At 67.5% G+C, this 26,281-nt stretch carries 25 protein-coding genes; 15 read left to right on the top strand and 10 right to left on the bottom strand.

The genetic code is table 11. From position 1 onward, the window contains the following. Nucleotides 1-453: 453 nt before the first annotated feature. From DMX10_RS33465 to DMX10_RS20095, 7 genes are all read right to left on the bottom strand, one after another. Nucleotides 454-2,010, bottom strand: a complete 1,557-nt coding sequence (locus DMX10_RS33465; protein ID WP_111262719.1) for a methyl-accepting chemotaxis protein — start codon at nt 2,008-2,010, stop codon at nt 454-456. 2 nt (nt 2,011-2,012) lie between these two features. Further along, entirely contained in the window at nt 2,013-2,777 is a 765-nt protein-coding gene (locus DMX10_RS20120) for a class II aldolase/adducin family protein (protein ID WP_111262718.1), read from the bottom strand. Nucleotides 2,778-2,791: 14 nt separating this feature from the next. Continuing rightward, nucleotides 2,792-3,772, bottom strand: a complete 981-nt coding sequence (locus DMX10_RS20115) for a ketopantoate reductase family protein (protein WP_111262717.1) — start codon at nt 3,770-3,772, stop codon at nt 2,792-2,794. A 49-nt stretch (nt 3,773-3,821) separates the two neighbouring features. Beyond that, complete coding sequence (locus DMX10_RS20110; protein ID WP_371921711.1) at nt 3,822-4,607, bottom strand: ABC transporter ATP-binding protein; 786 nt, start codon at nt 4,605-4,607, stop codon at nt 3,822-3,824. 5 nt (nt 4,608-4,612) lie between these two features. Beyond that, nucleotides 4,613-6,415 (bottom strand): ATP-binding cassette domain-containing protein, encoded by a 1,803-nt coding sequence (locus tag DMX10_RS20105; protein WP_111262715.1) that lies wholly within the window; start codon nt 6,413-6,415, stop codon nt 4,613-4,615. Further along, nucleotides 6,412-7,449, bottom strand: a complete 1,038-nt coding sequence (locus tag DMX10_RS20100; RefSeq protein WP_111262714.1) for a branched-chain amino acid ABC transporter permease — start codon at nt 7,447-7,449, stop codon at nt 6,412-6,414. The genes DMX10_RS20105 and DMX10_RS20100 overlap by 4 nt, the downstream gene beginning before the upstream one ends. Before the next feature lie 230 nt (nt 7,450-7,679). Beyond that, entirely contained in the window at nt 7,680-8,831 is a 1,152-nt protein-coding gene (locus DMX10_RS20095; RefSeq protein ID WP_111262713.1) for an ABC transporter substrate-binding protein, read from the bottom strand. 786 nt (nt 8,832-9,617) lie between these two features. Here DMX10_RS20095 and DMX10_RS20090 point away from each other — a divergent pair. The 10 genes from DMX10_RS20090 (at nt 9,618) to DMX10_RS20045 (ending at nt 18,848) form a co-directional block, all read left to right on the top strand. Continuing rightward, nucleotides 9,618-10,730 (top strand): amidase, encoded by a 1,113-nt coding sequence (locus tag DMX10_RS20090; RefSeq protein WP_111262712.1) that lies wholly within the window; start codon nt 9,618-9,620, stop codon nt 10,728-10,730. A 25-nt stretch (nt 10,731-10,755) separates the two neighbouring features. Continuing rightward, a complete protein-coding gene (locus DMX10_RS20085) occupies nt 10,756-11,928 on the top strand; it encodes an acyl-CoA dehydrogenase family protein (RefSeq protein WP_111262711.1) in 1,173 nt (390 codons plus the stop codon). A gap of 27 nt (nt 11,929-11,955) precedes the next feature. After that, on the top strand, nt 11,956-12,318 hold the full coding sequence (locus tag DMX10_RS20080) for a hypothetical protein (protein WP_021217328.1): 363 nt from the start codon (nt 11,956-11,958) through the stop codon (nt 12,316-12,318). Between the two features lie 5 nt (nt 12,319-12,323). Further along, on the top strand, nt 12,324-12,845 hold the full coding sequence (locus DMX10_RS20075; RefSeq protein ID WP_111262724.1) for a nuclear transport factor 2 family protein: 522 nt from the start codon (nt 12,324-12,326) through the stop codon (nt 12,843-12,845). A gap of 137 nt (nt 12,846-12,982) precedes the next feature. Continuing rightward, complete coding sequence (locus DMX10_RS20070) at nt 12,983-14,257, top strand: Rieske 2Fe-2S domain-containing protein (protein WP_111262710.1); 1,275 nt, start codon at nt 12,983-12,985, stop codon at nt 14,255-14,257. Between the two features lie 109 nt (nt 14,258-14,366). Then, nucleotides 14,367-14,843, top strand: a complete 477-nt coding sequence (locus DMX10_RS20065) for an aromatic-ring-hydroxylating dioxygenase subunit beta (protein WP_111262709.1) — start codon at nt 14,367-14,369, stop codon at nt 14,841-14,843. A 153-nt stretch (nt 14,844-14,996) separates the two neighbouring features. Continuing rightward, nucleotides 14,997-15,737 (top strand): SDR family NAD(P)-dependent oxidoreductase, encoded by a 741-nt coding sequence (locus tag DMX10_RS20060; RefSeq protein ID WP_111262708.1) that lies wholly within the window; start codon nt 14,997-14,999, stop codon nt 15,735-15,737. Between the two features lie 77 nt (nt 15,738-15,814). Further along, nucleotides 15,815-16,771, top strand: a complete 957-nt coding sequence (locus DMX10_RS20055) for a PDR/VanB family oxidoreductase (RefSeq protein WP_111262707.1) — start codon at nt 15,815-15,817, stop codon at nt 16,769-16,771. An 18-nt stretch (nt 16,772-16,789) separates the two neighbouring features. Next, nucleotides 16,790-17,290 carry a flavin reductase gene (locus DMX10_RS20050; protein ID WP_111262706.1) on the top strand — a complete coding sequence of 167 codons (501 nt, stop codon included), beginning with the start codon at nt 16,790-16,792 and terminating at the stop codon, nt 17,288-17,290. Nucleotides 17,291-17,570: 280 nt separating this feature from the next. Continuing rightward, nucleotides 17,571-18,848 (top strand): OprD family porin, encoded by a 1,278-nt coding sequence (locus DMX10_RS20045; RefSeq protein WP_111262705.1) that lies wholly within the window; start codon nt 17,571-17,573, stop codon nt 18,846-18,848. Between the two features lie 265 nt (nt 18,849-19,113). Here DMX10_RS20045 and DMX10_RS20040 read toward each other — a convergent pair whose 3' ends face one another. The 3 genes from DMX10_RS20040 to DMX10_RS20030 all read right to left on the bottom strand — a co-directional run bounded on the left by DMX10_RS20040 (nt 19,114) and on the right by DMX10_RS20030 (nt 20,694). Beyond that, nucleotides 19,114-19,512: a PIN domain-containing protein gene (locus tag DMX10_RS20040; protein ID WP_111262704.1), complete on the bottom strand. Its 399-nt coding sequence runs from the start codon at nt 19,510-19,512 to the stop codon at nt 19,114-19,116. Continuing rightward, on the bottom strand, nt 19,509-19,751 hold the full coding sequence (locus tag DMX10_RS20035) for an AbrB/MazE/SpoVT family DNA-binding domain-containing protein (protein WP_111262703.1): 243 nt from the start codon (nt 19,749-19,751) through the stop codon (nt 19,509-19,511). Before DMX10_RS20035 ends, DMX10_RS20040 begins: the two co-directional genes overlap by 4 nt. Nucleotides 19,752-19,818: 67 nt before the next feature. Further along, nucleotides 19,819-20,694 carry a LysR family transcriptional regulator gene (locus DMX10_RS20030; RefSeq protein ID WP_111262702.1) on the bottom strand — a complete coding sequence of 292 codons (876 nt, stop codon included), beginning with the start codon at nt 20,692-20,694 and terminating at the stop codon, nt 19,819-19,821. Between the two features lie 125 nt (nt 20,695-20,819). Here DMX10_RS20030 and DMX10_RS20025 point away from each other — a divergent pair, with 125 nt between their 5' ends. The 5 genes from DMX10_RS20025 (at nt 20,820) to DMX10_RS20000 (ending at nt 26,246) form a co-directional block, all read left to right on the top strand. Beyond that, nucleotides 20,820-21,941 (top strand): muconate cycloisomerase family protein, encoded by a 1,122-nt coding sequence (locus DMX10_RS20025; RefSeq protein WP_178082987.1) that lies wholly within the window; start codon nt 20,820-20,822, stop codon nt 21,939-21,941. Nucleotides 21,942-21,967: 26 nt separating this feature from the next. Continuing rightward, nucleotides 21,968-22,258: a muconolactone Delta-isomerase gene (catC, locus tag DMX10_RS20020; protein ID WP_111262700.1), complete on the top strand. Its 291-nt coding sequence runs from the start codon at nt 21,968-21,970 to the stop codon at nt 22,256-22,258. Nucleotides 22,259-22,313: 55 nt separating this feature from the next. Continuing rightward, nucleotides 22,314-23,243 (top strand): catechol 1,2-dioxygenase, encoded by a 930-nt coding sequence (catA, locus tag DMX10_RS20015; RefSeq protein ID WP_111262699.1) that lies wholly within the window; start codon nt 22,314-22,316, stop codon nt 23,241-23,243. A 907-nt stretch (nt 23,244-24,150) separates the two neighbouring features. Next, nucleotides 24,151-25,257: an NAD/NADP-dependent octopine/nopaline dehydrogenase family protein gene (locus DMX10_RS20005; RefSeq protein WP_111262697.1), complete on the top strand. Its 1,107-nt coding sequence runs from the start codon at nt 24,151-24,153 to the stop codon at nt 25,255-25,257. Then, nucleotides 25,257-26,246, top strand: a complete 990-nt coding sequence (locus DMX10_RS20000; RefSeq protein WP_111262696.1) for a 3-hydroxybutyryl-CoA dehydrogenase — start codon at nt 25,257-25,259, stop codon at nt 26,244-26,246. The genes DMX10_RS20005 and DMX10_RS20000 overlap by 1 nt, the downstream gene beginning before the upstream one ends. Nucleotides 26,247-26,281: the final 35 nt, after the last annotated feature.

Raw genomic sequence — 26,281 nt, 5'->3', positions numbered from 1 at the left:
GTGTCTACGATGTGATTTTCATCCATAAGACAATCCGCCAGTTCGACCTGAGAGAGAAGAAGTAACGACCAGCAACCCGTTACCCATGTCCCCCGACAAGCGTTACCCATGTATCCCGGCTAAACACCGTGCGCACCGCCGCACGGTGCTTCTGGCGAGATCCAGGTGCGCGCAGCACACCCTACGGACGAAACACGGGATGCTGCACGGCGTTCGCTCCCTTGAGGGGGCAGAGGCCACTCAGCCGGTAGCCCGGGCTTCAGCCCGGGAACGCCTCCGCGCCAACTCCCGGGCTACGGTGCAGAGCTGGCCTCGTGCCGTAGGGTGTGCCGTGCGCACCGCCGCTCGGTGCTTCCGGTGAGGCCCAGGTGCGCGCAGCACACCCTACGGGCGAAACGCCGGATGGCTGCATGGCTTTCTCTCCCTTGAGAGGGCAGAAGCAACACGCACGACTCAGCCGTCGAGAAAGCGCTGCGCCAGGTCCAGTTGCGAATTGGCCAGCTGGTGCAGCTCCTGGCCGATCTGGCTGTTGCGCTGGGCCTGGCCGGCGCTGCATTCGGCCAGCTCGGCGATCTGCGCGATCTGCCGGTTGACCTCCTCGGCGACCTGCCCCTGTTGCTCGATGGCGGCGGCCATCTGCAGGCTCATGCCGCTGATCTGCCCGACTTCCCCGCAGATGCGTTGCAGCGCCTGGCGCACCTGCTCCACGTCCTGCCCGGATTGCTGCGCCGCCAGCTCGCCGCGCCGCGCGGTGGCCAGGGCCTCGGCGCTGCCGTCGCGCAGGCGCTGGATGGATTGCTGGATCTGCCCGGTGGAGTCGCGGGTGCGCGAGGCGAGGGTGCGCACTTCGTCGGCGACCACGGCGAAGCCGCGTCCGGATTCCCCGGCCCGCGCCGCCTCGATCGCCGCATTCAGCGCCAGCAGGTTGGTCTGCTCGGCGATGCTCTGGATCACCGTGGCGATGCCGCTGATGGATTCGATGGATTCCGCCAGCCGGCCCACGGCGAGGTCGATGTCCGCCACCGACTCGCGCATGCCCTGCATCGAGGCCTGGCTCTGCTCGGCCAGGCGCTCGCCGTCGTGGGCCAGCTGGTCGACCTGGGTGGTGGCCTGGGCGGCTTCCTGCAGGTTGCGCGACAGCGCCTGGATGGTCGCGCTCATCTCGTGGATGGCCGCTGCCGACTGCTCGGCCTCCTGCAGCTGGCGGTCGAGCTGCGCGGCGCCGCTGGCCACCAGTTGCGCGGACTCCTCGCTGCGGGCGCGGAGGATCTCGCCGTTGATGCTGATCCGCGCCATCACCGTGCGCATGCGCAGCTTCTGGCTGTTGAGCGCCATCTCGAACAGGCCGCTGCCTCCCGATGCACTGCGGTAGATCGGCGCCAGCAGCGTGTCGCTGTACACCTGGGCGTGGCCGCCGAGGGCGCGCTGCAGGTCGCGGCGCTGGGTCGCCCGCCGTTGCCAGGCGGCGCCGATCAGCAGCGCCAGGGCCAGGCCGCCCAGTGCCGGTGCGACATGCCCGCCGAGGGTGGCGCCCCCCAGGAGCAGGGCCAGTGCCAGGCCCAGGCCCTGGCCGGCCAGCCATTGGTGCACGCGGCCGGCCAGCGGCAGCGGGGCGCGGCCCTGGCGCAGGCGCGCGTACAGAGCCTCGGCGCGGCGGCTCTGGGCGGCGTCGATGGGGTGGTAGACGGTGCCCAGGGCCACCAGCTCGCCGCCATCGAACAGCGGCACCACGTAGAGCTGGCTCCAGAAGCTCGCACCGTCCCGGGTGCGGCCCATGAGCGGGCCGCTCCAGGGGGTGCCGGCGCGCAGCGTCCGCCACATGCGCTCGATCACCCGCGCCGGCATCTGCGGGTGGTTGATCAGTTCGAAGCCCTGGTTCAGCAGCTCGTCGCGGCGGTAGCCGCAAAGCGCCAGGTAGGCGTCGTTGCAGGCCAGCAGGCGGCCGTCGGGGGCGAGCCGCGAGATGGGGGGCTCGACGAAGGCGGGCAGGGTGGCGAGGGAGGCGCCCATGCTCACCAGCCCGCGCCGCGTTCGGCCTGCATCTTGCGCACCATGGCGTCGAAGAACTTCACCGCGAAGCCGCTCTCGCGGATCAGCATGGCGGTGAGGTCGGCGCACTTCTGGCTGATGGCTTCCGGCAGCGGGTTGTCCTCGCCGCCGAGGGCGCCGGCGGCGCACTGGATCTCCGCCGCGCGCTGCACCGTCCAGAGCAGGAAGAAGGCCTTGGCGATGCTGCTTTCACCCACTGCGATGCCGTGGTTGCGCAGCACCAGGATGTGCTTGTCGCCGAGGCTGTCGATCATCCGCACCTTCTCGTCATCGAACAGGGTGATGCCCTCGAAGGTGTGGTAGCCGATGCGCCCGTACAGCTGCGCGCCGTAGAAGTCGTGGTGGCCGAAGCCGGCCTTCTTCTGCACCACGGCGGAGATGGGCGTGGTGTGGGTGTGGATCAGGCAGTGGATGTCGTCGCGGGCCCCGTGCACGGCGCTGTGCAGGGCGAAGCCGGCGGGGTTGGCGTCGTAGTGCGAGTCCTCCAGCTTGTGGCCGTCGAGGTCGACCTTGAGCAGGTTGGCCGGGGTCACCTCGCGGTAGTTGAGGCCGAAGGGGTTGACCAGGTAGTGGTGCGCCGGCCCCGGCAGGCGTGCGGAGATGTGGTTGAAGATGGTCTCGGTCCAGCCGAAGAAATCCACCAGGTGGTAGCAGTGGGCGAGCTGCACGCGCAGGGCCCATTCCTCGTCGCTGCAGTGCTGGGGCTGGGTGATGGCGATGGCGTTCATGGAAGGCTCCTTGTTCAGTGGCTGGCGCTGCGGAAGCGCGCCAGGGCGATGAGGTGGCGGGTGATGGGCATGGGCAGGTCGAGCAGCTCGGCCAGTTCCAGCACGGCGTCGCCGATGGCGGCCAGCTCCAGCGGCCGGCCCTTGTCATGGTCCTGCAGCATCGAGGTGCGTACGGCGCCCATGCCGGCGCCGAGTTCGAGGAAGGTCTGCGGGTCGATGTCCACCCGCGCGCCGTGGCCGGCGGCCACCAGCAGCGCCTCGTGCAGGGTGGCGCGGGCCAGCTCGCGCAGGCCGGGCTGGCCGTAGAGCTGCTCCAGGGTGGCGCCGCTGACCACCGACAGGGGGTTGGAGGTGAGGTTGGCGATGATCTTGGTCCACAGCGGGTCGCGGATGCGCTCGCTGGCGCGGGCCTCGATGCCGGCGTCGGCGATCACCGCGCGCAGGCGTTCCAGCCGGGGCGTCAGGCGGTTGTCCGGCTCGCCGACGATCATCAGGTGCGGGTTGCTCGACTCGGCCACGCCGGGCGCCGGGCACTGTGCGGTGATGAACACCACGCAGCCGATCAGCCGCGCCGGATCGAGGGCCGCCAGCAGTGCGCCGTCCGGGTCCACCGCCGCGACAGGGCGCCCGGCGAAGCGCCCGTCGAGCCCGTGGAAGTACCACCAGGGCACGCCGTTGACCACCGGCACCACGGTCGTCTCGTCATCCAGCAACGGCGCGATCCGTGGCAGCAGCGTGGCAAGGGCCGGGGCCTTGGTGCAGAGGAACACCAGGTCCTGGGGGCCCAGTTCGGCGGCATGGTCACTGGCCTCGACGCGCGCCTGATGCGTGCCGTCGAGGTCGTGCAGGCGGATGCCGTCGCGGCGGATGGCGTCCAGGGTCTCGCCTCGGGCGAGCACGCTGACCCGCTGGCCGCTGGCGGCGAAACGGGCGGCGAGGGTGCAGCCGATGGCACCGGCACCGGCGATGCAGATACGCAGGGGAGGTTGCTTCATGGGGTCGCTCCATCGAGTGGCCCGCCCGGGATCGCCGGGCGGGCACGGGTCAACCGGCAAGCATGTCCTGATGCTTGCTGGCGAGGCCGAGGTAGGCCTCGATCACGCGCGGGTCGTCGGCCAGCTGGGCGGCGGGGCCCTGCATGGCGATGCGCCCGGTTTCCAGTACGTAGGCATAGTCGGCCACGCGCAATGCCGCACGCGCGTTCTGCTCCACCAGCAGGATCGAGACCCCCTGCTGGCGCAGCGCGGTGATGATGCGGAAGATCTCGCGGGTGATCAGCGGCGCCAGGCCCAGGCTGGGTTCGTCGAGCATCAGCAGCTTGGGCTTGGCCATCAGCGCGCGGCCCACGGCGAGCATCTGCCGCTCGCCGCCGGAGAGGGTGGCGGCCAGCTGGTCGCGACGCTCCCACAGCCGTGGGAACAGCTCGTAGACCTCGGCCAGGGTGGCGGCGTGGTTGCGATCGCCCCGGCGGTGACGCTGGAAGGCGCCGAGCAGCAGGTTGTCGGCCACGCTCATGCTGGTGAACAGCTCGCGCTTCTCCGGCACCAGGCCGAGGCCGCGGGAGACCAGCACTTCCACCTCCGGTACCGCTTCCAGGCTGCCGTCGAACTCGACCCGGCCACGGGAGCCGAGCACGCCCATGATGGCCGAGAGCAGGGTGGTCTTGCCGGCGCCGTTGGGGCCGATGACGGTGACGATCTGCCCCTGGCCGACCCGCAGGCTGGCGTTGGACAGGGCTTCCACCTTGCCGTAGGCGACGCACAGGTCGCTGACCTCCAGCACGGCGTCGGCCACCTGGTTTTCCAAGGGCTTGCGGGGTTCGATCTGCATGTTCATCACTCTGCGCCTCCGAGATAGGCTTCCAGCACGGCGGGGTTCTTCTGCACTTCGTCGGGGAGGCCCTGGGCGATGCGCTGGCCGAATTCCATCACCACCACGCGGTCCACCAGGCCCATGACGAAGTCCATGTCGTGCTCCACCAGGAGGATGGCCATGCCTTCGCTGCGCAGGCGGCTGAGGAGGATGCCGAGGGCCTCCTTCTCCTTGTGGCGCAGTCCGGCGGCGGGCTCGTCGAGCAGCAGCAGGCAAGGGTCGGCGCACAGGGCGCGGGCGATCTCGAGGATGCGCTGCTGGCCGAGGGCGAGGCTGCCGGCCTCCTCGTGCAGGTAGTCGCCCAGGCCGACGCGCTCCAGCTGGCGGCGTGCTTCGGCCAGCAGGTCGGCCTCCTCGGCGCGATCCAGGCGCAGGGCCGAGGCCAGCACGCCCTTGCCGCCACGCAGGTGGGCGCCGATGGCGACGTTCTCCAGCACGCTCATGCCCGGCAGCAGCTTCACGTGCTGGAAGGTGCGGCTCATGCCCATGCCGGCCACGCGGCGCGAGGCCAGGCCATTGATGCGCCTGCCCATGAACAGCACGTCGCCGCTGCTGGGGGTGTCGACGCCGGAGAGCTGGTTGAACAGGGTGCTCTTGCCGGCGCCGTTGGGGCCGATCAGGGCGAGGATCTCGCCGGCGCGCACCTCCAGGCTCATGTCGTTGTTGGCCACCAGGCCGCCGAAGCGCCGGGTGACATGGCGCGCTTCGAGGATCACCTCGCCGTGGGCCGGGCGTTCCCGCTGCGGCAGCGCGCGAGCCGGGGCCTCGGCCGCCGGCAGGCGCTGGCGGGTGCGCAGGCGGGCTGGCACCAGGCGCACCAGCAGCGGCCACAGGCCACCCGGCGCGCGCTGCATCAGCAGCACGATGAGCAGGCCGAAGACGATGGTCTCGTAGTTGCCGGTGCTGCCCAGCAGGTGCGGCAGCAGGTCCTGCAGCCACTGCTTGAGCAGGGTGAGGATGCCGCTGCCGAGCAGCGCGCCCCAGACGCTGCCAACGCCGCCGATCAGCGCCATGAACAGGTAGTCGATGCCCATGTTGAGGCCGAAGGGCGTGGGGTTCACGAAGCGCTGGGTGTGCGCATAGAGCCAGCCGGACACGGCCGCGAACACCGCCGAGATGAGGAAGATCACCAGCTTGGAGCGGAAGGTGTCGACGCCCATGGACTCGGCCATCAGCTGGCCGCCCTTGAGTGCGCGGATGGCCCGGCCTTCGCGGGAATCCAGCAGGTTCTGGGTGATCAGCATGGCCAGCAGGAGCACCACCCAGATCAGGTAGAAGACCTTCTCGCCCTTGTCGAGCAGCACGCCGAACAGCGAGATCGACGGCAACCCGCTGACGCCGGTGTGGCCGCCGAGCGATTCCACCGTGCCGAACAGGTAGTACAGCGACAGGCCCCAGGCAATGGTGCCCAGGGGCAGGTAGTGGCCCGAGAGCTTGAGCGTCAGCGCGCCCAGCAGCAGGGCCACCAGGGCGGTGATGGCCACCCCCACCAGCAGCGTCAGCCAGGGCGATGCGCTGGCCCAGGCGAGCCAGGCCGGCAGCTGCTCGGCGGTGGTCAGGTAGGCGGTGGTGTAGGCGCCGAGGCCGACGAAGGCCGCCTGGCCGAAGCTGGTCATGCCACCGACGCCGGTGAGCAGGACCAGGCCCAGCACCACCAGGGTGTAGAGGCCGATGTAGTTGAGCAGGGTGACGTAGAAGGGCGGCAGCACCAGCGGTGCGACACCGAGCACGGCGACCAGGAGCAGGATCAGGTGGCGCGGTTTCATTCCTCTTCCTCCACGTGACGGCGGGTGAACGAGCGCCAGAGCAGGAAGGGGATGATCAGGGTGAACACGATGATCTCTTTGTAGGTGCTGGCCCAGAACATCGAGAAGGCTTCGATCAGCCCCACCGAGAGCGCGCCGAGGGCGGCCACCGGGTAGCTCGCCAGGCCGCCGATGATGGCGCCGACGAAGCCCTTGAGGCTGATGATGAAGCCGGAGTCGAAGTAGAGCGTGGTGATGGGCGCGATGAGGATGCCCGACAGTGCGCCGATGAAGGTGGCGAGGAGGAAGGTGGCCTTGCCCGCCAGGGTCGGCGAGATGCCCATCAGCCGCGCGCCCATGCGGTTCACCGCCGTGGCGCGCAGGGCCTTGCCGTAGAGGCTGCGTTCGAAGAACAGGAACAGGCCGATGATCAGCCCCAGGGATACGGCGATCACCCACAGCGTCTGGCTGTTGAAGGTCACCGGGCCCAGCTCCAGGCCGGCTTCGGAGAAGGGCGCGGTGCGCGCGCCTTCCGGGCCGAACAGCAGCAGGGCGATGCCGACCATGGCCACGTGCACGGCGATGGAGACGATCAGCAGCACCAGGGAACTGGCCGAGGCGATGGGCTGGAACACCAGGCGGTAGATCTGCGGGCCCAGGGGCACCACCAGGGCCAGGGTCAGCAGCGCCTGCACCGCCATGGGCAGCTCGGCCAGGGGCAGCAGGCGGATGGCCGCGACCATGGCCAGGGCGTAGGCGAGCTTGGCGAGGATGCGCTTGGGGAAGCGGAAGGCGTGGCTGGCGCGCGCGGCGTCGTACAGGTCCAGCGCGCAGTCGATCAGGGTCAGGCCCAGCAGCAGCCAGACCAGGGCGGTGGGATGGCCGGCCTGCAGGGTGGCCATGGTCAGCGCGCCATAGGTGACGAATTCGCCCTGGGGGATCAGCAGGATGCGCGTGACGGTGAAGACCAGCAGGATCGACAGGGCCAGCAACGCGTAGATCGCGCCGTTGGTGATGCCGTCCTGGCCGAGCAGCATGGCAATCTGGAAATTCATGGTGGGAACTCTTTATCGCAATGGAAGAGGCTGTGGCTTCGGAGCCCAGTGCGGCCTCGCCTGGTGGACATGAAGAGCGATGTCCACCCTGCGGGGAGGCCGCGAGGGTTTCGCTCGGTGGCGGGCGTAGGGTGGATGACGCTTTTTCCATCCACCTTTCGGCGTTGAGCCGGGCTCCGCCGGGTGGACGGAAAAGCGCTGTCCACCCTGCGGGGAACCCGTGCCTGCGATCAGTTGGCGCGCAGCAGCGTCCAGTTGCCGTTCTTCACCTGGATCAGCTCGCGGCCGCGTTCGTCGAAGCCGCTGTGGTCCTCGGGCGTCATGTTGTAGACGCCCTGGGTGGCGGCCAGTTCGTGGCTCTGCTCCAGCGCGTCACGCAGCGCTGCGCGGAACTCCGGCGTGCCCGGCGCGGCCTTGGCGGCGGCAACGGGGATGGCGTTCTGCAGCAGCAGGCCGGCATCGAAGGTGTTGGCGCCGAAGGTGGCCGGCTTGCTGCCGTTGAGCTTCTCGTAGGCGGCGATGTAGTCGGCGGCGACCTGCTTCGAGGGGTGGCTGTCCGGCACCTCGTCGAGCACCAGCATCAGGCTGGCGGCGAGGATGGTGCCCTCGACCTTCTTGCCGCCGAGCTTGAGGAAGTCGGGCAGGGCGGCGCCGTGGGTCTGGTACATCTGCCCGCGGTAGCCCTGGTCGAACAGGGTGGTCTGCGGCATCACCGCGGAGCTGCCGGGCGCGGCGACCAGGACCGCGTCGGGGCGCGCGGCCAGCACCTTGAGGCTCTGCCCGGTGACCGAGGTGTCCTGGCGCTGGAAGCGCTCGTTGGCGACCACCTTGATGCCGTGCTCGGCGGCCATCGCGCCCATCACCTTGGACCAGTTCTCGCCGTAGGGGTCGGCGGTGCCGATGAAGCCGAGGGTCTTCACGCCACGGCCGACCATGTCGTCGACCAGGGCCTTGGCGATCAGGTCGTCGTTCTGGGTGGTCTTGAACACCCATTTCTTCTGCTCGTTCATCGGCAGCACCACGGCGGCGGTGCCCACCGGGGCCAGCAGCGGCACGCCGGCCTCGGCGGCGAACTGGATCACGCCCATGGCGTTGGGCGAACCGCTCGGGCCGATGATGGCGTCGACGTTCTCCTCGCTGATCAGCTTCTTCAGCGCCTTGACCGTGGCGGTGGGGTCGCTGCCGTCATCCAGGGCGATGTATTTCACCTGCTGGTCGCCCGCCTGGGTCGGCAGCAGCGGCACGCTGTTCTTCTGCGGCAGGCCCACCAGGGCGATGGGGCCGGTGGAGGAGGTGATGACGCCGACTTTGACGTCGGCCTGCGCAAGGGCGGCGCAGGCGGCACTCAGGAGCAACGTGGACACAGCTTTCTTGAAGAGCATGACTTTCTCCGAAGAGTTGCAAGGCGATACGGGGCGGTTGTCCGACGGGCGTCGTGTGGCGGGCCCGTGGTCCTTCTTGTTGTGGTGCCCGTGCGCTGCACGCTGCCGAGGGCAGGGCGGCGCCGTCGAGCCCGTGTCGGGCCGAGTGGCGTGTAGGGCGATAGCAGGTTGCATGCCAGGAAAAATCGTTACCCCGTTGCGGCGCCGTCGGACAGGGGGCGTTTCGGCACGTCGTCTGCGGGGGGCTGGGCGAGGGGCTGGCGCCGGGGTTTCCGTGGCCACTCGCGCACCGCTGCCGATGCGCTCCGATCCCGCAGGCGACAAGGCGTTGATCTGGATCAATACGGCTTCTGGAAAGCCGATTTCCTGACCAAAAAATCTCTATTTTTCAGGCTTAAAAACACCTGTTTTTTGATGGCATTTTTAGCCTGTTTTCAGGGGCTGAAAATTCTTTTTCCAAGGGGTTCATGCAGGGCCTTCGGGCCAGGTGCGGAAACACTTAATTGAATGATTGTGTTTCTCATTGGATATATAAAGCATTGAAAATAAACGATAAAAATACGATTGATGGGTGAAATATCCATTTTCATGCCTGTTACCGAAATGCACGGAAAGGGTGCGAAACAGAGAAAAATGCACCGAATCTACACACGGATTTATTTGCCAAAATTCAATTGACAATTCACGTAAATATTCCGATTTTAGATTTAAGCGTTCACCTGCTCAGGCAGGCGAAAGGCTTCCCTGAAAGCGCACAGCGCGAACAAATCGAATACAGGTGAAGGCATGGCGACAGTCGTCGAGAAACTGCAGCTGGGAGGGTCCGGAAGGACCGTGATGGTGAAGGACACCATCGACATCGCCGGCTACCCGACCCGCGCGTCCAGCCGTGCTTTGGAAGAGGCCCCCGACGCCACCCGCAATGCCGATGTGGTCCAGGCGCTGCTCGACGGCGGTTGCCGCATCATCGGCAAGACCAGCCTCCATGAGCTGGCCTTCGGCACCACCGGGATCAATGCCTGGACCGGCACGCCGGACAACCCGCTTTACCCCGGGCGTATCCCCGGTGGTTCCTCCAGCGGCTCCGCCACGGCAGTGGCCGGTGGGCTCTGCGACTTCTCCCTCGGCACCGACACCGGCGGCTCGGTGCGCATCCCCGCCGCCTGCTGCGGCGTGTTCGGCCTCAAGCCCAGCTTCGGCCGCGTGAGCCGCCACGGGGTGATGCCGGCGCAGTCGTCGCTGGATTGCGTGGGCCCCTTCGCCCGTGACATGGACATGCTGATCGAGGCCATGGGCCTGATCGCCCCCGACTTCGGCCCGCTGCCCTCCATAGAGGGCGTGCGCATCGGCGTGGTGCCGGTGCAGGCGCTGGACGAGGTGCAGTTCGCCGTCGACGCGGCCCTGGCCGCCGCGGATTTCCCCTTGCAGGCGCTGCCCTTGCCGGGCATGCGCGCCGCCTATGACGCCGGCCTCACGGTGATCAACCGCGAGACCTGGAACGCCTGCCAGCACCTGCTGGCCAGCGGCAAGGTCGGCGCCGATATCGCCGGCCGCCTGGAAGCCGCCGGCGCCACCACCGACGAGGCGCTGGCCGCAGCCGAAGCCTGCCGCGCGGCCTTCACCGCCGAGGTGGACGCGGCGCTCACGCAGTGCCCGATTCTCGCCATGCCGACCATGCCCGACTACCCGCTGCTGACGGCGGATGCCGCCGACACCCGCGCGGTGATCGGCATGACCGCCTTCGTGCGCCCCTTCAACCTCACCGGCCACCCCGCGCTGAGCATCCCCCTGGTGGGCGCCTCGCAACTGCCGGTGGGCCTGCAACTGATCGCCGCCAAGGGCGCGGACGAACTGCTTTGCGCAGTCGCCCGCGAACTGGTGCGGCGCCTGGAGCCTTAACCCCATGCCAACCCTGGAGCACACCATGTCTGCGCTAAGCGAGCTGGACTACCAGCGCCCCGTGTCGATCACCGCCAACGACGCGTTCCAGGCGCTGCTCGCCGAGATCCGCGAGCGCGCCCGGAGCGAGGAATTCGACCGGCAGAAATACATCTCCCAGGACATCATCGAGCGCTTCAAGGCGTTGGGCGTTTACCGCGCCCTGGTGCCCAGGCGCTTCGGTGGCGATGAGCGTTCGCCCATCGAGTTCTGCCAGATGATCGAGGACATCTCCATCGCCGACGGCTCCGCCGGCTGGGTGGCGAGCTTCGGCATGAACCCCGTGTACCTGGCCTCGCTGCCCCTGGCGACCCTGGAACAGGTCTACGCCAACGGCCCGGACGTGGTCTTCGCCGGCGGCATCTTCCCGCCGCAACCGGCCACCTTCGTCGAGGGCGGGCTGGAGGTGAACGGCCGCTGGAAGTTCTCCAGCGGCTGCATGGGCGCCTCGCTGATCGGCGTCGGCATCGCCCCGAGGAACGGCGAGATGCTCGGCCTGCCGCGCCTGGCGGTGATGCCGCGGGAAAAAGTGAAGATCGAGGAAACCTGGGACGTGGTGGGCCTGATCGGCACCGGCAGCCACGACGTGGTGATCGACGGCGTGGTGGTGCCCGAGGACTGGACCTTCGTCCGCGGCGGCCCGGCCAACCTCGATGAGCCGATGTTCCGCTACCCGTCGCTGTCCTTCGCCACCCAGGTGCTGTCCGTGGTCGGCCTGGGCGTCGCCCGCGCCGCGCTGGACTACCTCAGCGGCATGGCCAGCGGCCGCTTCTCGGTGACCGGTGCGCCGGCGCTCTCCGACCGCCCCCTGGCGCAGATGCAGGTGGCCAAGGCCGAAGCCGAACTGCGCGCCGCCCGCGCCTGGTTCTACGAGGCGATGGAAAGCGCCTGGGCCAGCATCCTCGCCGGCGAGGCGGTGTCGGTGGAACAGACCAACCTGCTGCGCCTGTCCTCGACCCACGCGACCCGTGTTTCCGCCGAGGTGGCGCGCAGCGCGCAGATGCTTTCCGGCATGAGCGGCGTGTACCGCGACAACCCGCTGTCGCGCTTCGTCAACGACACCCTGGTGATCACCCAGCACGCCTTCATGGGTGACATGACCTACCAGAACGCCGGCGCCATCTTCTTCGGCAACAAGCCGCTGCCCGGCTACCTGTGAATTCCAACTGACTGATCGGTGATTGTGATGAGCGAGAAAAAAGCCCTGCGTGTGTTGTTCTGCATGGGAATCAACCAGAACTTCTTCGACGCCCCGCGCGAAGAGCAGCTGGAAGTCTGGGCCGCGTTCAGCGCCATGTGGAACGGCATCCACGACCTGCCCGGCGTGACCGTGTTCGGCAACATGGACGACGACCAGAGCATGGTCGGCCCGTCCACCGGCTACCCCTGGACCACCTACCTGCTGGCCGACGTGCCGGACATCGAGACGGTGCACGCCGCCTGCAACCTGTTCCGCACCACCGCCGTGGGCACCGGCCCCTACAAGCTGTGGCGCTATTGCAAGGTCGAGGCCCGCACCGGCCGCGAACTGATCATCCAGCGCGCGTGACCGCCATGTCGACCGAAGCCCTGGAGGCGCGCCTGCGCCAGCTGGAAAGCGAGAACGCCATACGCGCCTGCATGAACCGCTACATGGTGCTGTGCGACGCGCTGGATGCCAGCACCCCGCTCGACGAGCTGGCCGGGCTGTTCACCACAGATGCGGTCTGGGAAGGCAAGGGCGCCAAGTACGCCAGGAGCTTCGGCGGGTACCGGGGCCGCGAGGCCATCGCCGGGATGTTCGCCACCTACATGGTCGAGCCCGCGCACTTCGCCCTCAACGTGCACTTCCTCTGTTCGGAACTGATCCGCGTGGAGGGCGGCGTTGCGACCGGCAGCTGGGTGATGTTGCAGACCTCGACCTTCGCCAGCGGCGCCTCGCACCTCAACGCGGCGCGCCTGACGGTGGAGTTCCGCGAGGAGGAGGGCGCCTGGCGCATGGCGCACTTCCAGACCGAGAACCTGTTCAGCCGCCCGGTGGATACCTGGAACAGCGCCGCGCACCTGCCGGTGCCGGGCAAGAACCAACAAACGTAGGGTGGGCTTCAGCCCACCACAGAAAGGCCAGACGTGGGCTGAAGCCCACCCTACAAAGATCGCGCCGACCGGAAGCTCCGACTTGCCGGCACGGCGAGAAAAATCAAGTCGGCACCCAGCGCCGACGAGGAGTGATCGTGACCAACCTGATCGAAACCGTGAACCTGGCCGCAACCCCGGCCGACCTGGTGCAGCACGACCGCGTGCACACCTCGCTCTACACCGACGGGCGCATCTTCGACGAGGAGCTGGAGAAGGTGTTCTACAGCACCTGGATCTGGGTCGCCCACGCCAGCGAGATCCCCGATAACGGCAGCTACAAGAGCACCTACATCGGCAAGCAGCCGGTGATCGTGGTGCGCGACCGCAAGAAGGACGTGCACGTGCTGCTCAACCGTTGCCGCCACCGTGGCGCCACCGTCTGCGAGCACAAGAAGGGCAAGGCCAACAGCTTCGTCTGCCCCTACCACGGCTGGAGCTACGGCCTGGACGGCAGCCTGCGCGGCGTGCCGCACCCGGAGAGCTACGCCGACTGCCTGGACAAGGGCGAGCTGCCCCTGGTGAGCCTGCGCGTCGAGCAGTACAACGGCATGATCTTCGCCACCTTCAAGGACGACATCGAGCCGCTGGTGGACTTCCTCGGCCCGGCGAAGAAATGGATCGACCTGTTCATGAAGCAGGGCGCCGGCTACGGCGTGAAGGTCTCCGGCGAGCACCGCTTCCGCTTCCCCGGCAACTGGAAGATCCAGCTGGAGAACACCACCGACGCCTACCACTTCCCGCTGGTGCACAAGTCGTTCCTGTCCTCGGTGGACGAGCAGACCCTGGAACTCTTCGACTTCGTGAAGGGCCCGGGCTACGTCGAGGACCTGGGCAACGGCCACAGCGTGATGGTGATGATCCCGGACCTGGTCGACCTCGAGGCCGACCTCGACAAACCCATCCCCGAGCGCTTCGAGGCCCTGGCCGAGGAGCTGCGCGGCGAAGGCATCGACGAGCAGCAGGTGCGCCGCATCGTCCGCGCCGTCGGCGGCTCGGGCTTCAACCTCAACCTGTTCCCCAACGTCGCCTGCTCCATGGCCTTCTTCCGCGTGCTGCAGCCGATCTCGGTGAACGAGACCGAGATCCACCACGCGGTGATCACCATGGACGGCGGCCCGGCCGTGGCCAACCGCTACCGCCTGCGCCTGCACGAGCACTTCCAGGGCCCCATGGGCTTCGGCACCCCGGACGACTCCGAGGCCTGGGAGCGCGTGCAGAAGGGCGCCCAGGCCGGCACCGACCTGTGGATCATGCTCAACCGCGGCCTGCCGGGCGAGAAGCCCAGCGAGGACGGGCGGGTCAGCGACGTGAGTGCCGAGACCGGCATGCGCGCGGCCTACCAGCAGTGGAAAAAGATGATGTCGGCCTAGGGCGGATCGATATCCAACCCGGATGGCACATGCCTGTATGAGCTCAGCACTTCCGCGAGCGAAAGACGAGACGGCACCGCTGCTCGACGCACTACTTGAGAGACCGATCATGAACCTTGAATTGCTCAACCACGTCAGCGCCTTCATCTGGCAGGAAGCGGACATGCTCGACCACGGCGAGTTCGACGCCTGGCTGGACCTCTGGGCCGACAAGGGGACCTACATCATCCCCATCGACCCCAACGAGACCGACTTCGAGAACACCCTCAACTACGCCTACGACGACCATCACATGCGCAAGCTGCGCGTGCAGCGCCTGATCGGCGGCGAGTCCATCTCCACCAGCCCGCGCGCTCGCACCGTGCGCGCCCTGTCGCGCTTCCGCGTGCTGGGCGAGGAGGGCGGCGTGGTCACCGTGCGCTGCGCGCAGAACCTGCGGGAATTCCGCAAGGACGTGCTCAAGCACTACACCGCCGACATCACCTTCGAGCTCCAGCGCGAAGGCGAGGGCTTCCGCATCCAGCGCAAGCTGATCCAGCTCATCAACTCCACCGATACCCTCGCCGGTATCGGCTACATCCTGTGAGGGCCTGCCCATGAGCTGCTGCGCGTCGGCGATACGGCGTCATCAATGGCTTCGAGATGCTCATTTACAGCACGTAAATTCCGCTCTCTCAGCCATTGCTTCCTTGTCTCGCTCTAGCTCGCGAGCTCATGAACAGACCCTGGGGAGCCGGTCATGAGCCAGATCGCACTCGTCACCGGCGCCGCCCAGGGCCTGGGCTTCGCCATCGCCGGCCGGCTGTTCGCCGCCGGCCATTCGGTGGTGATCACCGACCTGTCGCTGGAGCGTGCCCGGGCCGCCGCCGACCGCCTCGACCCCAGCGGTGAACGCAGCCTGGCGCTGCAGCTGGATGTGGCCAGCAAGGCCGATTTCGAGGCGGCGCTGGGTGCGGCCCTGGAGCGCTTCGGTGCGCTGCATGCGGTGGTCAACAACGCCGCGATGACCCTGACCACGCCTGTGATGCAGATCAGCCCCGAGGAGTTCGACCGGGTGCTGAGCCTCAACACCCGCAGCGTGTTCGTCGGCTGCCAGGTGTTCGGCGCGCACATGGCGGCGGCCGGCTACGGGCGCATCGTCAATCTGGCGTCCCTGGCCGGGCAGAACGGCGGCACCGCCACCGGCGCGCATTACGCCGCCTCCAAGGGCGCCATCGTCACCCTGACCAAGGTCTTCGCCAAGGAGCTGGCCGCCAGCGGCGTCACCGTCAACGCCATCGCCCCGGGGCCCATCGAGTCCCCGGCGGTGCGCGCGGCGGTCCCGCCGGAGCGCATGGAGGGGCTGCTGGCCAATATCCCGGTCAGGCGCCTGGGCGATGCGGATTTTGTCGGCGACCTGGTCGTGCAACTGACGCGGCCGGAAGCCTACTTCACCACCGGCGCCACCTGGGACGTGAACGGCGGCCTGTACATGCGCTGAGGCGCAATCGAACAACGATGCGACGGCCGCCGAACGGCCGCCTTCTTTCCATGACGTGCAATGCGGGTGAACCCGAGATGACAGAACAACTCCTCAAGGTCGTGGTGCACAAGCGCCAGTTGCAGGGCGACGGCGTCGTCGTCCTCGACCTGCTTCCCGTCGGCGGCACGACGCTTCCTGCCTTCGAAGCCGGGGCCCACGTGGACATCCACGTCGCCCCCGGCCTGGTGCGCCAGTACTCGCTGTGCAGTGATCCGGCCGACTCCAGCCTCTACCGCCTCGGCGTGCTCAAGGACCCGGCCTCGCGCGGGGGCTCCCTGGGCGTGCATGACAGCCTGCTGGAAGGCACCGAGGTGCAGATCAGCACCCCGCGCAACCTGTTCCCACTGGCCACCGATGCGCGCCGTTCGATCCTCATCGGCGGCGGCATCGGCATCACCCCGATGATCGCCATGGCCCATGCGCTGCAGGCTGCCGGCAGCGAGTTCGAGCTGCACTACTGTGGCCGTTCGCGCAGCCGCACCGCTTTTCTCGACGAGCTGGCCGCCGCCCCCTTCGCCGGGTGCGTGCAGACCCACTTCGACGATGAGCCGGCGCAGAAGCTCGACCTGCCGCGCGTGCTGGGCACGCCCCAGGCCGACGTGCATGTCTACGTCTGCGGCCCGGCCGGGTTCATGGACTGGGTGATCGGCGCGGCGCGCGAGGCGGGCTACGCCGAGGCCAACATCCACCGCGAGTACTTCCAGGTCGAGGTCGACGCCAGTGGCGAAGGCTTCGAAGTGGTCGCTGCACGCAGCGGCAAGACGGTGCAGGTGGCCGAGGGCCAGAGCATCCTCGAAGCGCTGGCGACCGTCGGCATCAAGGTGGAGATCTCCTGCGAGCAGGGCGTCTGCGGCACCTGCCTGTGCGACGTGCTGGAAGGCGAGCCGGACCACCGCGACGTCTACCTGACCGACGAGGAGAAGGCCGCCAACGACCAGATCCTGGTCTGCTGCTCGCGCGCCAGGACCCCGAAGCTGGTCCTGGACATCTGAATACCGGAGGGTAGAACCATGGTCGACACCACGGGATTTCGTAATGCGATGGCGCTGCTGGGCGGCGCCGTTTCGGTCATCACCACCAATGGCGCCGCCGGGCGCTTCGGCTTCACCGCCTCGGCGGTGTGCAGCGTCACCGACCAGCCGCCGACGCTGCTGGTGTGCATGAACCGCTCCTCGTTCTCCAACGTGCACTTCAAGAGCAACGGCGTGCTCAGCGTCAATGTGCTGAGCGCCGAGCTGAAGGACATCTCGGCGGTGTTCGCCAACCGCGAACTGGATTCCGAACAGCGTTTCGCCGCCGCCAGCTGGAGCACCCTGGAAAGCGGCGCCCCGTTGTTGGACGGCGCGCTGGTGAGCTTCGACTGCCGCATCGCCCAGGCCCATGAAGTGGGCTCGCACACCATCTTCTATTGCGAGGTGCTGGGCATCCGCCACGGCGACAACCGGGAGGGGCTGGTGTACTTCGACCGCGCCTACCACCGCCTCGGCGATGCCTCCAAGGCAGCCTGCTGATAACGCTTCAAGGCCGGGGAAGAGCAACGTCCCGGTGTAGAAAGTTTCGGTGTTCATCGCCGGAAACTTTGCGAGTGATTCCCGCGCAAAGTCTGCTGTATGAAACACATAACAATAAAGGAGGGTGCCCGTTACTGATGTTCGGGTAATGGGTCTGTTTCGCCTTTTTGCAGTAAGTGGTCATAAAAACAACACTGCGGATTAACTGCCTGCGTTTGCTGATTTGCCAATTAATCTGCTCCCACTCTAGTGCCTTGCACATGTATTAAAGGAACATCCCATGTTTCAGAAAAGCTGGCTGGCCCGCGGCGTTGCTGCCGCGAGCCTGATGGGTGCGCTCGCGCCGATTACCGCCCAGGCGGACTTTCTCGATGATCGGCAAGTGAGCCTCGGCTTGCGCAACTTCTATATCGACCGTGATTACAAACAGAGCGATGCACCGAAGTCGCGTATCGGCAGTTGGACCCAGGGTTTCGACTTCCGCGCCATCTCCGGTTACACCGAAGGCCCGATCCAGTTCGGCCTCGACCTGTCCGCGCAATATGCCTATCGCCTGGATGGCGGTGGTGGCCGTGGCCCGGACAGCATCATTCCCTACGACGACAGCAAGGGCGAGCAGGTGCGTGACTACGGCCGCGCCGCGCTGACCGCCAAGGTCAGGTACTCCAAGACCGAGCTGAAGATCGGCGAGCACCGGCCGATGCTGCCGGTGGCCTTCATGGACGACTCGCGGCAGCTGGTCACCACCTACCACGGCTTCCTGGTCGAATCCCGCGAGATCGACAAGCTCACCCTCACCGGCGGGCGCTTCACCGAGATCAGCGGGCGCGAGTCGTCCGACCGGGAGAAGATGTACCTGTTCAACGGCCCGGACATCAAACGCCGCAGCGACGGCCTCAACTTCGGCGGCGCCACCTACGCCTTCAGCCCGGCGCTCTCGGCCACCTACTTCTACGGCCAGCTGGAGGACATCTACGAGCAGCACTACGGCGGCCTGACCCATAACGCCGACCTGGGCGACGGCTTCGGCCTGAAGACCGACCTGCGCTACTTCGACAACAAGGAGGACGGCAAGGCACTCTACGGCGAGATCGACAACCGCTCCTACGGCGCCATGACCACCTTGCGCAAGGGCTCCCACGCCATCGGCGTCGGCTACCAGCGGATGCTCGGCGACAGCACCTTCCCCACGCTCAACGGCTATGCCCCGCAGCCGTACCTGGTGAACTGGTCCACCGTGGCCTTCGTCAAGCCCAACGAGAGCTCCTGGCAGCTGCGCTACGACCTGGACTTCGCCGGCTACGGCGTGCCCGGGCTCAAGCTGATGACCCGCTACCTGCGCGGCACCGGCATCGATCGCGGCAACAACGCCCTGGACGAGAACGTCGAGAGCGAACGCAACATCTTCCTCAGCTACGTGGTGCAGAGCGGCCCGCTCAAGGGCGTCGGCTTCGAGTGGCGCAACATCGACGTCAAGACCCGCTACGGCAACGGCGCGGCCTCGGGGGCGGACTACAAGGAGAACCGCCTGATCACCACCTACACCTTCAAGTTCTGAGCAGCAGGGCATGAAGGGCCGGCCCGGCGTTGTCGCTTCCTGCAAAGGCTGGAAGCGCACTGCCGGGCCGGATCACGTCACCTTTAGGGGCGAATTCATTCGCCCGGGGTCGCGTAGCGGCCCCGGAGCAGCACGGGTTTCGCTCCGTTCGCGGAACGTCGCCCGACCCATCCTGCAAAGTCGATGCAACACCTGGCCTGTGTACCAACCCCTTTGTTTTCACCTCGGCCCGGCCACTCCTTTGCGGGTCTTTTTTTATTTCGCTTCAACCTTCCAGCAGATGCATGCCGGCAGTCCTGGCTGCCTTTGCATCGAAGGTCATCACCTTCTCGCAGCCCGCCGAGTCGGCGCTACGTTCGATCAGGCAATCGGCGAAGTCGGCATTGGCGACGCTGAAACGATGCAGGGCCTTCCAGGCAAGGTCGGCCCGCTCGATCACCAGCTCCTGGCTGCGCAGAAGCGTTTCCAGCAGCGCTACCAGTTCCGCCTTGGGCAGCCGGTAGCAGGAGGTGAGGACCCAGACCAGCTCCACGAGCGAGACCTGGGATACATAACCCGGCGCGCTGACACTGAGCCCTTCCATCAGTCGAGTCGCCAGGGCGCTCTGCCGAGGATCGTCCTGGGCCAGATAACGGACCAGCACGTTGGTATCGAGCCCGATCATCGCGCGGATGAGCCACCTCGCTCGATGGCTTCGTTCATGTCCTCGATGCTGACCGGGGTGGTCGGCATGGACACCGCGCCCTTGAGGCTGCGTATGGACGTGCCGGCGGCCATTACGGCGAACTTGCCGGCTTCGATCTCGATGAATTCGACGCGGTCCCCCTCCGTCAGTCCCAGGGATTCGCGAACCTGCAAGGGGAGAGTGATCCGGCCCTTTGCGCTGAGTGTGGCGGTCGGCATGTCATGGGCTCCTGCGGCAAACGATGCTCCGTACCTTGTGGCACCGGGCGAGGGGCGTCAAGGCAGCTCACTTCGCCACCAGCTCCTCGATCAGCGCCAGGCAGTCCCCCAATGCCGGGGAGCTGTCGCCGACGCGGCGGCTGATGATGATCGGCGAGGTGGCGTTGCCTTCCAGCAGGCGGGTGTAGCCGATGTCGTCGCGGTGCTGCAGCTGCACCGAGGCGGGCACCAGGGTGATGCCGATGCCGGCGGCGACCAGGCCGATGGCGGTCTGCAGTTCGTTGGTCCACTGCGCCACGCGGATCTGCAAGCCGTGGGTGGCGAACAGCGCGAGCACATGGTCGGCGTAGCTCGGGCGCGGGTTGCCCGGGTAGAGCACGAAGGGCTCGCGGGCCAGGGCCTCCAGGCTCGCCGGGGCGGCCAGCAGCGGGTGGCCGGCGGGGAGGGCGGCGACCAGCGGGTCCAGGGTCAGTACCTGCTGGTGGATGGCCGGGTCCTCGATGTGGATGCGGCCGAAGCCGATGTCGATGCGCCCGGCCTTGAGCGCCTCCACCTGCTGCAGGGTGGTCATCTCGTTGAGCCCGAGCTCCAGCTCGGCGTCGCTGCGCAGGCGGCGGATCAGCTCCGGCAGCACGCCGTAGAGGGTCGAGGGGGCGAAGCCGATGCCGAGCCAGGTCTTCTCGCCCTGGCCGATGCGCCGGGTGTTGTCGCAGACCTTGGCCAATTGCTCCAGCAGGGCGCTGGAGTGCTCGTGGAAGAAGCGCCCGGCCTCGGTCAGGCGCAGGGGCCGGCCGCGCTCGAGCAGGGTGACGCCGAGCTCTTCCTCGAGCTGCTGGATCTGCCGGCTCAAGGGGGGCTGGGCGATATGCAGGCGCTCGGCGGCGCGGGTGAAGTTGAGGGTTTCGGCAAGGGCCTGGAAGTAGCGCAGGTGGCGAAGCTCCATGGGGATCTCTCTGTGCCTGGTTTGATACCTGGTGAGTATGGTGCCAGACAAACTCAATATTGGAACCGGTTGAATCGTGGATTTAGGCTCCAGTTCATTGAAAACAGAACCTGATGGGTATTGAAATGATTTCTACCGCGATCGAGTCCCTCGAAGCGATCATCGTCGACCTGCCGACCATTCGCCCGCACAAGCTGGCGATGCACACCATGCAGAACCAGACCCTGGTGATCCTGCGCATCCGCTGCGCCGACGGCATCGAGGGCATCGGCGAAGCCACCACCATCGGCGGCCTGGCCTACGGCTACGAAAGCCCCGAGAGCATCAAGACCAACCTCGACCGCTACTTCGCGCCGCTGCTGGTCGGCCAGGACGCCAGCAACGTCAATGCCGCCATGCAGCGCATCGACCGCGTGGTGAAGGGCAACACCTTCGCCCGCTCGGCGGTGGAAACCGCGCTGCTGGACGCCCAGGGCAAGCGCCTGGGCCTGCCGGTGAGCGAGCTGCTCGGTGGCCGTGTGCGCGACAGCCTGGAAGTGGCCTGGACCCTGGCCAGCGGCGACACCGCCCGCGACATCGCCGAGGGCGAGCAGATGCTGGAGGTGCGCCGCCATCGCATCTTCAAGCTGAAGATCGGCGCCAACGAGGTGAACCAGGACCTGCGCCACGTCATCGCCATCAAGAAGGCCCTGGGCGACCGTGCCAGCGTGCGCGTGGACGTCAACCAGTACTGGGACGAGGCCGTCGCCCTGCGTGCCTGCCAGGTACTGGGCGAGAACGGCATCGACCTGATCGAGCAGCCCATCTCGCGCAACAACCGCGCCGGCCAGGCGCGCCTCGCGATGCGCAGCCCGGCGCCGATCATGGCGGACGAGTCCATCGAATGCGTCGAGGACGCCTTCAACCTGGCCCGCGAAGGCGCCGCCCCGGTGTTCGCCCTGAAGATCGCCAAGAACGGCGGCCCGCGCGCCGTACTGCGCACTGCCGCTATCGCCGAGGCGGCCGGTATCGGCCTCTACGGCGGCACCATGCTCGAAGGCAGCGTCGGCACCCTGGCCGCGGCCCATGCCTTCATCACCCTGGCCGAACTGGCCTGGGACACCGAACTGTTCGGCCCGCTGCTGCTGACCGAGGAGATCGTCACCGAGCCGCCGCGCTACCAGGACTTCCAGCTGCACGTGCCGCGCCTGCCCGGCCTCGGCCTGACCCTCGACGAGGAGCGCCTGGCGCGCTTCCGTCGCACCTGATACCGCCTGAAGAAGGAGACCCACGCATGCTGTTCCACGTGAAGATGACCGTGAAGCTGCCGCTCGACATGGACCCGGACAAGGCCGCGAAGCTCAAGGCCGACGAGAAGGAACTGGCCCAGCGCCTGCAGCGCGAGGGCAAGTGGCGCCACCTGTGGCGCATCGCCGGCCACTACGCCAACTACAGCGTGTTCGACCTGGCCAGCGTCGAGGAGCTGCATGGCACCCTGATGCAGCTGCCGCTGTTCCCCTACATGGAGATCGAGGTCGACGGGCTCTGCCGCCACCCTTCGTCGATCCACCAGGACGATCGCTGATCGCCGCCTAGCCCCAGCCAAGCCCGGCCAATAACTACAAGATGAGGTTCCAACCATGACTGTCAAACTCTCCCAGACCGAAAGCGTCCAGCAGTTCTTCAAGCAAGCCTCCGGCTTCGACAACGACCAGGGCAACCCGCGCATGAAGACGCTGGTGAACCGCATCCTCCTCGACACCGTGAAGATCATCGAGGACCTGGAGGTGACCACCGAGGAGTTCTGGAAGGCGGTGGATTACCTCAACCGCCTGGGCAGCCGCCAGGAGGCCGGCCTGCTGGTGGCCGGCCTGGGCGTCGAGCACTACCTGGACCTGCTGCTGGATGCCCAGGACGAAGCCGCCGGCTACAGCGGTGGCACCCCGCGCACCATCGAGGGCCCGCTCTACGTGGCCGGTGCGCCGCTGTCCGAGGGCGAGGCACGCATGGACGACGGCACCGACCTGGGCACCGTGCTGTTCCTCCAGGGCCAGGTGCTGGACGCCGAGGGCCAGCCCATCGCCGGCGCCACCGTCGACCTGTGGCACGCCAATACCAATGGCACCTATTCCTACTTCGACAGCACCCAGTCCGAGTTCAACCTGCGCCGCCGCATCATCACCGACGGCGAAGGTCGCTACCGTGCCCGCAGCATCGTGCCCTCCGGCTACGGCTGCCCGCCGGACGGCCCCACCCAGGAGCTGCTCGACAGCCTGGGCCGCCACGGCAACCGCCCGGCGCACATCCACTTCTTCATCTCCGCCCCCGGCCATCGCCACCTGACCACCCAGATCAACCTCTCGGGCGACCAGTACCTGTGGGACGACTTCGCCTACGCCACCCGCGAAGGCCTGGTGGCCGAGGTGCGCTTCATCGAGGACGCCGCTGCGGCCGACGCCCGTGGCATCGAAGGACGCTTCGCCGAGATCGACTTCGACTTCCAGCTGCAGGCCGCCGCCAAGCCGGATGAAGAAGCGCGCCGCGATCGCGTCCGCGCCCTGGAAGCCTGAGGCTCCTGGTTCCGGCGGGGTTTCACCCGATTTTCCCCGCTGTTTTCAACCACGCCGGTGGTCATGCCGGCGTGGTTTTTTTGTGCCGGCGATGGGCCTTTCGCGGCTGAAGCCACTCCCACAGAGCCGCCGCAGCACCGTGCCTTTTCCGATCAACGACGATGACCGGGGCGTAGGGTGGATAACGCTCTTCTCATCCACCAGCGGTGTTGTGGCGTGCGGCGATGTGGGGCCTGCGCGGGGAGGGGACACGCGGGCCGCTGCGCGGCCCTTGGGCGAATGAATTGGCTCTGTCGGCGTTAGCTGTTGTGGTTTTAATGCAAGCGCTCAAGCACGGTACTTTCCGGGCGCTTGAGGGTTTGTGCCACCTCCACCGCATGGGTTTCGCTTCGCTCGCGGAACGCCGCCCGACCCATCCTACGAAAGCCTGTGCGCACCACGTGGCGATGCGCTGGACGAAGAAAGTTGGAGCAGCCGCCAACGCCCCTCCAGGAGGCCGAACGCAGTCGTTGCGCCGGGGGGCGAGCGGCATGGATGCCGCGAGAGGCGCGCCAGGCCATGGATGGCCCATCGCGCCGGCCCCCAGAGCAACGATGGAGTGAGGGAACCACGGCGAAGCCGGGGCCGGATGATGGGGCAAGCCCTTTTGGTTTCTTTTGGGGCGACTGCCAAAAGAGACTCGCCCGGGGGGGCGAAACCAGAAACATCACCAGAGCTCGGCAATCAGCTGGGCTCAATTCTTATAGCAACACTTAACGCAGACATAGCCAATGAGTTCGCCCCTGCGGGATTGATTGCCGAACCGGCACCAATCCCTTGCACATTCCGAATCCTCGTTGCGCATTCCGCGCAGCCAGGTGCGGGTCGGGCCCCTAGGATCGAGGCTCTTGAACGAGGAGCTTGACCCATGAACATCAGCGTTATCGGCGGTGGACACGGTTGCTACGCAGCAGCCATCGAACTGGCGGAAAAGGGCCATCGCGTGTGCCTGTGGCGGCGTGACGGCGCGGCGCTCAGGGCGCTTGCGGCGATCGGCAGCCTCACCGTGAAGGACTACCGGGGCACCCGCCAGGTGGCGGTGGGCGGCGAGGGCGCCAACCTCGGCCTGACCGACGACCTGGCCGAAGCCGTGGCTTTCGCCGAGCTGCTGGTGGTGCCGCTGCCGTCCACCACCCACGAGAGCCTGGCGCGGGAAATGGCGCCGTTGCTGCGCGACGGCCAGGTGCTGTTCCTGCCGCCGGGCACCTTCGGCAGCTACCTGTTCGCCAAGGCCATGCACGAGGCTGGTAACCGCGCCGAAGTGGCCTTCGCCGAGACCGGCACCTTGCCCTACCTGGCCCGCAAGCACGGCGCGGCCGACGTGGTGATCAGCGGCTACGCCACGCGCCTGCCCACCGGGGTGTTCCCCAGCCGCCTGGCCGAGCCGGCCTTCGCCCTGCTGCGCCAGGCCTACCCGAGCGTCGAGCCCATCGAGGACGGCCTCAGCGGTGCGCTGATGAACGCCGGGCCGATCATCCACCCGCCGCTGATCATGATGAACGCCGGCCCCCTGGAGCACTTCGAGACCTGGGACATCCACAACGAAGGCACCCAGCCGGCCATCCGCCGCGTCACCACCGCGCTGGACGCCGAGCGCATGGCCCTGCGCGAGGCCCTCGGCTACCCGGCGCCGCATTTCCCCCTGGCCGACCACTACAACACCACCGAGGGCGATGAGTGGATGTACGGCCGCGGTGCCCACGGCACGCTCACCGACAGCGGCGACTGGCGCGAGGACATCGACCTGCAGCGCCACCGCTACATGCTGGAAGACACGCGCCTGGGCCTGTCCTTCCTGGTCTCGGTCGGCCGCTGGGCCGGTGTACCGATGCCCGTCGCCCAGGGCCTGCTGAGCATCGCCTCGGCGGTGGCCGGCTTCGATCTCTATGCCGAGGGCCGCACCCTGGAGCGCCTCGGCCTGGCGGGTTTGAGCCGCGCCGAGATGGTCGAGCTGCTGCGCGAGGGCATCCACTGATGGCCGCGCGCATCGCCGTGGTCGGCGCCGGGCGCATGGGCGAAGGCATCGCCCTGGCCTTCATGCACGCCGGGCTGCCGGTGACCCTCATCGACATCAAGGCCCGCGATGCCGAGCAGCAGCGGGGGTATTTCGACAAGGTGCGCGCCAGTCTCGCCAGCGAGCTGCAGACCCTGGTACGCCTCGGCGTGCTCGAACCCGGGCAGGCGGACGAGGCGTTGGGCCGCGTGCGCCTGTGCGACCGCGAGCAGGCGCGGGCCGACCTGGCCTGCGCCGAGCTGGTGTTCGAGGCGGTGCCCGAGGTGCTGGAGGTGAAGCGCGAGTGCTTCGCCTGGCTGAGCCTGCATTGCAGCGGCGACTGCATCATCGCCTCGACCACCTCCACCTTCCTGGTCACCGAACTGGCCGGGCTGGTCAGCCACCCCGGGCGCTTCGTCAACGCCCACTGGCTCAACCCGGCCTTCCTGATCCCGCTGGTGGAGGTGAGCCGCAGCGAGGCCACCGACGGCACGGTGGTCGAGCGCCTGCTGGCGTTGCTGCGCCGGGTGGGCAAGGTGCCGGTGCTCTGCGCCCCGGCGGCGGGCTACATCGTGCCGCGCATCCAGGCCCTGGCGATGAACGAGGCCGCGCGCATGGTGGAAGAGGGCGTGGCCAGCGCCGAGGATATCGACACCGCGATCCGCGTCGGCTTCGGCCTGCGCTTCTCGGTGCTGGGCCTGCTGGAATTCATCGACTGGGGGGGCGGCGACATCCTCTACTACGCCTCGCGCTACCTGGCCGGTGCCATCGACCCGCGCTTCGCCTCGCCCCAGGTGATCGCCGACAACATGCACGAGGGCCGCAACGGCCTGCGCGAGGGGCAGGGCTTCTATGACTACGCAGGTGTGGACGTGGAGGCCTACAAGCTGCGCCGCCTCGGCGAATTCACCCGCAAGCTCGACCTGATGGGGCTCGCCCCGCGTTTCAACGGGGCCTTGAGGCAGGCGTGAGCACGTCCCTCGCGGCCCCGGTTGCCGGGCGGCGG

The sequence above is a fragment of the Pseudomonas sp. 57B-090624 genome, assembly GCF_003234055.1.
GTDB classification, from domain to species: Bacteria; Pseudomonadota; Gammaproteobacteria; order Pseudomonadales; family Pseudomonadaceae; genus Metapseudomonas; species Metapseudomonas tohonis.
Note: the sequence above shows the minus strand (reverse complement) of the source record. Positions and strands in the feature narration are given on the sequence as shown.